5 protein-coding genes and 1 pseudogene are annotated in these 8031 nt (G+C 42.9%); 5 read left to right on the top strand and 1 reads right to left on the bottom strand.

The window, feature by feature from the left end; translation table 11 throughout:
- Positions 1–412: transposase (locus DP117_RS21320; protein ID WP_169220248.1), on the top strand; the 412-nt coding region annotated here is incomplete at its 5' end.
- A gap of 363 nt (positions 413–775) precedes the next feature.
- Positions 776–1258: pseudogene (locus DP117_RS21315) on the top strand (ISNCY family transposase); the annotation flags it as partial.
- Between the two features lie 31 nt (positions 1259–1289).
- Here DP117_RS21315 and DP117_RS21310 read toward each other — a convergent pair.
- Positions 1290–2798 carry a glutamine synthetase family protein gene (locus DP117_RS21310; RefSeq protein ID WP_169220247.1) on the bottom strand — a complete coding sequence of 503 codons (1509 nt, stop codon included), beginning with the start codon at positions 2796–2798 and terminating at the stop codon, positions 1290–1292.
- Positions 2799–3682: 884 nt separating this feature from the next.
- On the opposite strand from DP117_RS21310, the gene DP117_RS21300 reads away from it, so the two are divergent.
- The 3 genes from DP117_RS21300 (at position 3683) to DP117_RS21290 (ending at position 7665) form a co-directional block, all read left to right on the top strand.
- Entirely contained in the window at positions 3683–3823 is a 141-nt protein-coding gene (locus DP117_RS21300; RefSeq protein WP_169220246.1) for a hypothetical protein, read from the top strand.
- 474 nt (positions 3824–4297) lie between these two features.
- Positions 4298–5716, top strand: coding sequence for a transposase (locus DP117_RS21295; protein ID WP_248277759.1), 1419 nt, complete (start codon positions 4298–4300; stop codon positions 5714–5716).
- 497 nt (positions 5717–6213) lie between these two features.
- Positions 6214–7665 carry an NAD(P)/FAD-dependent oxidoreductase gene (locus DP117_RS21290; RefSeq protein ID WP_169220245.1) on the top strand — a complete coding sequence of 484 codons (1452 nt, stop codon included), beginning with the start codon at positions 6214–6216 and terminating at the stop codon, positions 7663–7665.
- The last annotated feature ends 366 nt before the right edge of the window (positions 7666–8031 follow it).

Below are 8031 nucleotides of genomic sequence, written 5' to 3'. Positions count from 1 at the left end.
TCAGATTCGGTGTAGGAGTATGTCACTTGAAGCTGCCGATTACTCAATCGGTGCAAAGGAAAAAACTCCGTTGGCAAAAACAGTTCGCACCTGTCGCCACCTACTCAAAGTTGAGCCTGCAATGTGGTTGTTCGTCACAACTGTTGGTGTGGAACCGACTAATAATGCTGCAGAACGAGCTATTCGTCCTGCCGTTATATGGCGACGTACCAGTTTTGGTTCACAAACTCAATCTGGAAGTACTTTTGTTGCTCGTATGCTGACTGTGGTGACGACCCTTAAGTCTCAGCAGCGAGATATTCTGGAGTTTATGACACAAGCGGTTGTGGCTGCTCGTCTTGGTCAACCTGCTCCTTCTTTGCTTCCAGAAGTTGGTAGTTCATGCTGCGACCAAATGTTTCCATCACCCTAGTACTACAACTAGAGATTGAATTTGGTTGACCATCAGTTTGCGTTGTGTCAGTTTTCTAGCGCTCGCGCATCGTGCCGAGGGCATTTGCCCCTTTCTGGAACCAGCTAATCTTCATTTCATCTTTGATTGCTTCGTCACAGTCTCGTTTTCGTACTCGTCCTTGGAACACCTATAACTAAACACTTGTTGCCCTCACCAGTCACCCAGCAACTGGGGAAGATTTGGCGGCGACAGCGGAGTGCCGGGTGCGGGCTGCGACAACCGTTCACTGCCTCTGAGAGGTCTTTATGCCCGTACCTGGCACCGCCAAATCTAGCGTAGCGTTCCCCAGTTGCGTCACTTTCTCTCCCCCTGAACGGATACGATAACAGTTTGTTATTAGATGGAGTCAAGGTGATCAGTCGGCTTTTATCGCAAGCGAAAGAAATTTTATTGCGAAAATCAAACAATACTAACTTAAGTATTTTTAGAAATCGTCATCGTACAGCTAGAAGAATTTCTAGAGAAATTGATAGTTTATCTAAAACGAGAAATCAATCTGGTCGTCAAAAAAGAGAAAAAGCCTACTCTAAATTGATTGCTCTCACTAAAGCTAGCTGTAAACAAGCTCAAAAAGTCAAGTTACTTATTGGCAATTCAAATTTTCTAGAATCTCAGAAGCTACTTCAAAGATTTGAAATTTTTCTTCCTCGTGTAGAACAAGTGATTGAACAAAGTCAGAGACGAATTTTCCATTCCGAGAAAGTACCTGCTGCCGAAAAAATTGTCAGTATATTTGAACCTCATACAGATATCATATGTAGAGGTAAAATCAATGTAGATGTGGAGTTTGGACATAAACTTTGGTAACGCATTTGATACTTAAACCAAACTCAACTCAAAATAATTCAAAATATTCTCTTTGCTCCCAGTTAGTCACCTGCGTTAAATACTCTTCTGGTGGCTGATCAGTGACGGACTCCAAAAAGCGATTAATTTCACTGTGTTTGATCTTAATAATGAAGTTTATGAACTGCTGCCCCATTTTTTGAGAAAAAAGTTTGCTTTCGCTCAAATATGAAATCGCCTCTTGCAAAGTTTTGGGTAAGAGCGAATTTTCTGTGGTGTAAGGTTCTTCTGTTGGGGAGCCTGGGTCAAGTTTATGATCTACACCATCTAACCCACAAATCAATTGCGATGCCATGTACAGATAGGGATTGGCTGCTGGTTCTCCAACTCGGTTTTCAATGTGAGTGGTGGGGTCGTCAAAACCGCCTTGCAATCTAATCATTACCCCTCGGTTTTCCAATCCCCACCCTGCACGATCAGGGGCTAGGGAATAAGGTCTGAATCTTTTGTAACAGTTAATTGTCGGGTTTGTGAACACACAAGCAGCATTGGCGTGTTTGAGAAGACCACCAACGAAGTGCTTACCTAAATCTGATATTAGGGTTTCGGAGTTTGCACTCATAAAGGCGTTTTCGCCTGTGGTTTTGTCCACAAGGGATTGGTGCAAATGCCACCCATTAGAAAAACAACCTTCCAGTCCTGGACGACACATAAATGATGCGATGTAACCTTGTTGACGGCAGATTTGCTTGGTTGCCATTCGGAATATCATCATTGTATCCGCAGCTTGCAATGCCGGAATCGGGTCAAAGGTAAATTCAAATTGACCGACACCCCCTTCGTTTTCTACACTCCTTAAAGGCAATCCCATCTCAACTAAGTTTTCTACCACAACGCCCAGCAAGTCGTGAATTTCTGGATTATGGGATTCAAAAAGGTATTGGTGGCTATGCTCTAGGGGGCTAACTTTAGCAGGTTCACCAGGTTTTCCAGAACAACCAACCTGGGCAAGCCCTAACATCGGGTCTTCCAATTTTGCCAAATACAATTCAACTTCTAAGCCAACAATGCACTCCAATCCTCTTTGATCTAACTCTAGCAATGATTGCCGCAAAATACCGCGACTGGAAAACGGCATTGCCTGACCATTTTGAAAGTACTCATCACACAGAATAAAGCCAGTGCGTTTTGCCCAAGGCACAATTGTGAAGGTATCAGGGTCAGGAACAGCCACAAGATTTGGTGCACCTGTCATTAGAGGCATATCTAAGCTACCGCCGGGAACGAAAGGGTTAAATACCATTGCACCACCAGTATCAAACAAGAATGTCCCTGTACTGATTTGCATACCGTTCTCCAAGGCGCTTAAAAACGCTTGGGCTAAGAGCCACTTACTGCGAACAATGCCATGCTGGTCTGACCAAGCGGCACGAACGAACAATAGGTCCTGTTCTTTAACAACAGCTTTGATCTTTTGAGATGCTTCTTTTTGGTTTTCTGTCCATAGGTTATGACGCTCAATAAATCCAGGTCTTTTGATTTGAGATTGCCTAATCATGTTCAACTGCTTGTGCGCTTAGTTTTAAATCAGCCTTCATCATACGCTTCCACTCATGATGTTGGCACTCCCCGGTTTAAAGACACGGTAATATGAAAAGATTTCGCTCTTTATATCTCGTTTTGCGTGGGTTGCAGCGGGTACACACGTTTGCCTTAAAAGGCGTAGTGATATCTCCTCAATATTATTTTAGCCGTAACTTTTTTCAGTTCGGAAGTAGGTTTTAATGTTTTGTCTAACATTCTTAACTGTATCACAAATTGCATTATTCGCGTTGATGGTTAGTTAAAGTTTTTTAACTAAGGCGTAAACACTAGACACGTCCGAAAATTTGCAAGGCTCTCTGGGTCCGGAGGAAAACCTGCACAAAACGCGCAAGTGCGACGTGAAAGTCGTGCGGAGGTGCAATAGCACACATGACTGAGGAGCCGTCTCCTCCTGGGGCGTTGCTGAATGAAAATATGAATCAGGCGTTAAGCTAGCTGCGCCTCCCGCAATCGCTGCAATCAGACGGGTGTGATACATCTGAAGTGATACTGAACCATACTTGAGATAATGTATGACTAGTTTAATGGAGAGCTTCAGCATTTGTGCTGACTTAGAGTAACAAAAAGATTTACGATGTAGTCGAGCCAAATAATGCGGAGCCGGAGACACTCCGCCTCCGGTCTAAAACGACTGTTTTCTCCTTCGACTCTAGTCATACAGCGTGTTGCAGGTAAATGAGGTACAGTTATAGTAGTGCATAAACGGCTCAAATGAAACCTTATTCTATCGACTTGCGAGAAAAAATAGTAAAGACCTACGAACAGGGAGGCACCTCAGTCAGGAAGGTGGCTGACTGATTTGGTGTAGCTAAAAGTTTTGTACAAAAACTGCTCTGGATGAAGAAAACTCAAGGTCATGTAGAACCTCGACAACAAGGTGGAGTCATGAAAGGGGAGTTGGATGGATATGAAACTCAACTAGCTGCAATGGTTGAACAATATCCAGACGCGACATTGTTAGAATACTGTGAATATTGAGGTACAACTTATACAGCGCATTGCAAGTAAGTGAGGTACAACACTCAGGTCTAAAACCCCGATAGAAAGACCTTTTTACTTCTGACTTCTGACTCCAAACTCCTGAATTCTGCTGTAATTATTGGGTCAGTACAAGTACAATGTGTCGTGCATTACAAAAACAACAACTTACGTTAAAAAAAAACCGGAAAGTGCAGCCAAGGGAAGACAGAAAGATTCCAAAAGTTGAGAATTGAGTATTGGCAACAAGTTAAACAACTAGACTCAGAAAACTTAATTTTTATCGATGAAATGGGTGTTTTACTGGGGTTGACACGAACTCAGGCAAGAAGTATTCAAGGAAGTAGCTGGACTTTAGACTAAAAGAGAGCGATCGCTAAATAATGGGACTGCAAAAAATAAAGGGATGCCTGTAAGAACAAGCACCCCAGTAACGGAAGATGAAAGAAGCACTACCAACCTTCATCTGCCGTTATGGATGTTTTTGCACAATTAATAGAGTTCCGTCAAGCAACATACCAATGTTTATGTCGGGCAAAGGATGCAACATTTGAACTGATGGATGCAATACTGCTCACACGCAACGCTTACAGTTTGGCGGATTTATCAATGTGTCCAGTATTCCGTCGCCAATGGTCAAGCATTTATGAGGCTATACAAGACACTAGACCACAACGTCACAAGTTGATGCGACTGTACACTAAAGAAATCCCAAAACAAGAACGTATCATTCTGGCAGGAGACCATACAGCTTGGTCAAGACCAGATGCGCCCACTCTCCGAGAAAGAACTTACGAGCATTATGCCCAAGGTGGAAGAGGAGGTCGTCCCGTCACCCCTGGATATGGATACAGTACCATAGCCTGGATACCTGAAACTGAAGGCAGTTGGGCATTACCACTAAGACATGAGCGAATTACGAGTTGGGAAAATCCGATAGATAAGGCTGTATGGCAACTACAACAAGTATGCCCGCACTTGCCATCTCGACCAATTACATTATGGGACATCGAATACGGATGTGCGCCATTTGTGATTAAAACTGCCAACATTAAAGCAGATAAACTGATGCGGTTGCGTTCCAATTTATGTTTATGGGGAGAACCACCAAAATATTCAGGTAGGGGGAAACCACGAGTACACGGGGAGAAATTTAAACTCAACGATACCAGTACCTGGTCAGAAACGACCCAAACCATTGAACAAGAAGATGCCAAACTCGGTAGAGTCAGAATTCAGCTTTGGACAGGAAAGCATTTTCGTCTTTCCCCAGATCACCCAATGTCAATTATACTGGTTGAGAGATTACTTGAGGACGGCTACCCACGAGTCAATAAACCAATGTGGTTGGCTTTTGTGGGTGAAGAAATGCCACCCCTATCTGAACTGTGGAAACTTTACTTACGACGATTTGCGGTTGACGCATTGTCCCCTAAAATTTTGCCAGCCCTTGTTTTGTTGATCTGTGTTCCAAGACGAGTACTCGTGGTAATAGGGCTGGCAAAATTTTTACGTGTAAGACCCCGTAACCACTGGTATCGGTTTATTAAACAACGCTTGCATTGGACACTCCCTAAACTTGCTACTCCCCAACAATGTGACCGATGGAGTGACCTCATGCCACTCATGACTTGGGAATTATGGCTGGCTCGTGATCTTGTCACTGATAATCCGCTCCCTTGGCAAAAACAGATGACTCTATTTACACCAGGACGAGTTGCACAAGCGATGCCTGGGATTTTGGTCAGAGTTTCTACTCCTGCTAAACCGCCTAAACCACGAGGTAAATCCCCTGGTTGGAAGACTGGACAACCACAGGCTAGTAGAATTCGCTATCCCATAGTTAAAAAGCGTACTTCATCTTCACGTAAAGCCGACCAAAAAACCGCTTGATTTGTAATTTTTTGAATTTTCCTTTTTGCTTCTTCCAAACTCAGCTTCCCTGAGTCATTTTGTGCTTTTTAGTCTAAAGTCCAGGTTTACGCCTTAGTCAACAAAACTTTAACTAACCATCAACGCGAATAATGCGACTTGTGATACTATTAATCAGGTCAGACAAAACATTAAAACCTACGTCAGAACTGAAAGAAAGTTACGGCTGAAATAACCGCCACGGAGATATCAATACGCTTTTAAGGCAAACGTGATTACTCAGTGCAACCCGCGCAAAACGGGATATAAAGAGCGAAATCTCTCTGGAATCCCCCTGTCTTTAAACCGGGGAGTGTCAATGAGGAATATTTTATATTGAACTTCCACAAACAGGCTAGACATTCAATTGCACTGGCTAATTTGGTGTAATACCAAAGTTTTTGTCTACAAGTTTGTAACTCAAGCATCACAAAAAAGAAAATCGCTTAAATATCCATAACATACTGGAGGAAAAGTCAATGTCTCTTTTGCCCAAGTTCGCACAAGTGCTTGTTGTTGGAGGAGGACCAGCTGGAACTACTGCTGCCACTCTCTTAGCTAGAGAAGGTTTTGATGTGACTTTACTTGAAAGAGAGATATTTCCGCGTTATCACATTGGTGAATCCCTCTTGCCCTCGTCATTACAAGTTCTTGACCTACTTGGTGTAAGAGAGAAAGTGGAAGCTTACGGCTTCCAGTGCAAGCCTGGAGCTCATTATATTTGGGGAGATGAGCGGTGGGATGTCAATTTCTCAGATCTATTGGGGAACTATACGCACAGTTTCCAAGTTCGCCGTGACGAGTTTGACAAACTGCTTTTAGACCATGCCAAAAGCCAAGGTGTGAAAGTTTTTGAGGGAATCGAGGTTAACAGCCTGTCTTTCGATGGTGACCGACCACAGAGTGCGACTTGGTCTCAAAGGGTTGAGGGGAACTCTACTGGAGAATTATCTTTCGACTTTCTCATTGACGCTACTGGTCGTTCAGGTTTAATGGCGACAAATTACTTGAAGAACCGAGAGTACCATCAAATATTCCAGAACGTAGCTATTTGGGGGTATTGGAAAAATGCGACCAGGCTGGGAAATGGACGAGAGGGTGCAATTGTTGTCAATTCTACTGAGGATGGCTGGTTGTGGGGAATCCCGCTGCATGACGGCACTATGAGCGTAGGTCTAGTGATCCACAAAAAGACCTTTAAAGAAAAACGGTCTACGAGTTTGGAGAATATCTACTTAGAAGGGATCGCCAAAAGCTCGAAGCTTAAGGAGCTTCTGGAGCCAGGAGAGTTAGTATCAAAAGTACAAGTTGAACAAGACTATTCCTACACTGCTGATCGCTTCGCTGGTAGTGGTTACTTGTTGGCAGGAGATGCCGCGTGCTTCCTGGATCCCTTGCTCTCGACTGGAGTACACCTTGCCACTTTTAGCGGACTGTTGGCAGCAGCAAGTCTAGCAAGTGTACTGCGCAATGAGATCAAAGAAGACCAAGCAATGTCTTTCTATGAAAGGAACTATAAACAAGCATATCTGCGGCTCATGGTGATGGTATCAGCTTTCTACGATCAAAACAAAAAGAAGGAATCTTACTTTTGGCAAGCTCAGCAGCTTACAACAAGCAATTACGGCGATGGAGAAAAACTACAGCAAATGTTCGTGAATCTGACATCTGGAATGGAGGATATGTTGAATGTTGAGGACAAACCTGATCGTATCTTTAGAGATGTGTCAGACCGCCTTAAAGAGCATTGGGATCTTCGGCACAAGCAATTTTCGAATACTTTAAAGGAGGAAGAACAGGATCAAATGGTTGCTAGTAACGAGTTTTTTAGCACGTTCAATGGTATTTTTTCGTTATCAAAAGAAGCCGCCATTGATGGATTTTATCTTGTAACAACACCACAGATAGGTTTAGCCCATGCAAACTCTTAGATCATCTTGAAAATATCAGTGGAGTATTTGGCAGTCATTCTCATACTAAGAATAATTATCAGTATCTGAGGCGAGGAAGGTGTCTGAAATGCCGATTCAATGGTTTGTTTCTCACCTCCTTGAATCTTTCCGGAGTCTCATTTTTAGTACAAATGTTTCAAAATGAGATTTTATAGAGTTTTGTTGAGAATAATCACAGAATTAGTAAAATTAAAAATTAAATCGCAATAAGTGGGAATATTATTGACAAGTCAAAGAGCTATGAAGCATATTATTATATCTGCGTTTTAGCTTTCATGTCACTTCCTCAGTGTTGATACAGTTTTATTGCAAAACTGGCGATGCTCCAGTGACAATCTTAGCATT

This window comes from Brasilonema sp. UFV-L1 (assembly GCF_012912105.1).
GTDB lineage: Bacteria > Cyanobacteriota > Cyanobacteriia > Cyanobacteriales > Nostocaceae > Brasilonema.
Note: the sequence above shows the minus strand (reverse complement) of the source record. Positions and strands in the feature narration are given on the sequence as shown.

Bases quoted from the DNA above. Each gene is read 5' to 3' on its own strand.
- DP117_RS21310 (WP_169220247.1), bottom strand. From the start codon at position 2,798: ATGATTAGGCAATCTCAAATCAAAAGACCTGGATTTATTGAGCGTCAT.
- DP117_RS21295 (WP_248277759.1), top strand. From the start codon at position 4,298: ATGGATGTTTTTGCACAATTAATAGAGTTCCGTCAAGCAACATACCAA.
- DP117_RS21300 (WP_169220246.1), top strand. From the start codon at position 3,683: ATGAAGAAAACTCAAGGTCATGTAGAACCTCGACAACAAGGTGGAGTC.
- DP117_RS21290 (WP_169220245.1), top strand. From the start codon at position 6,214: ATGTCTCTTTTGCCCAAGTTCGCACAAGTGCTTGTTGTTGGAGGAGGA.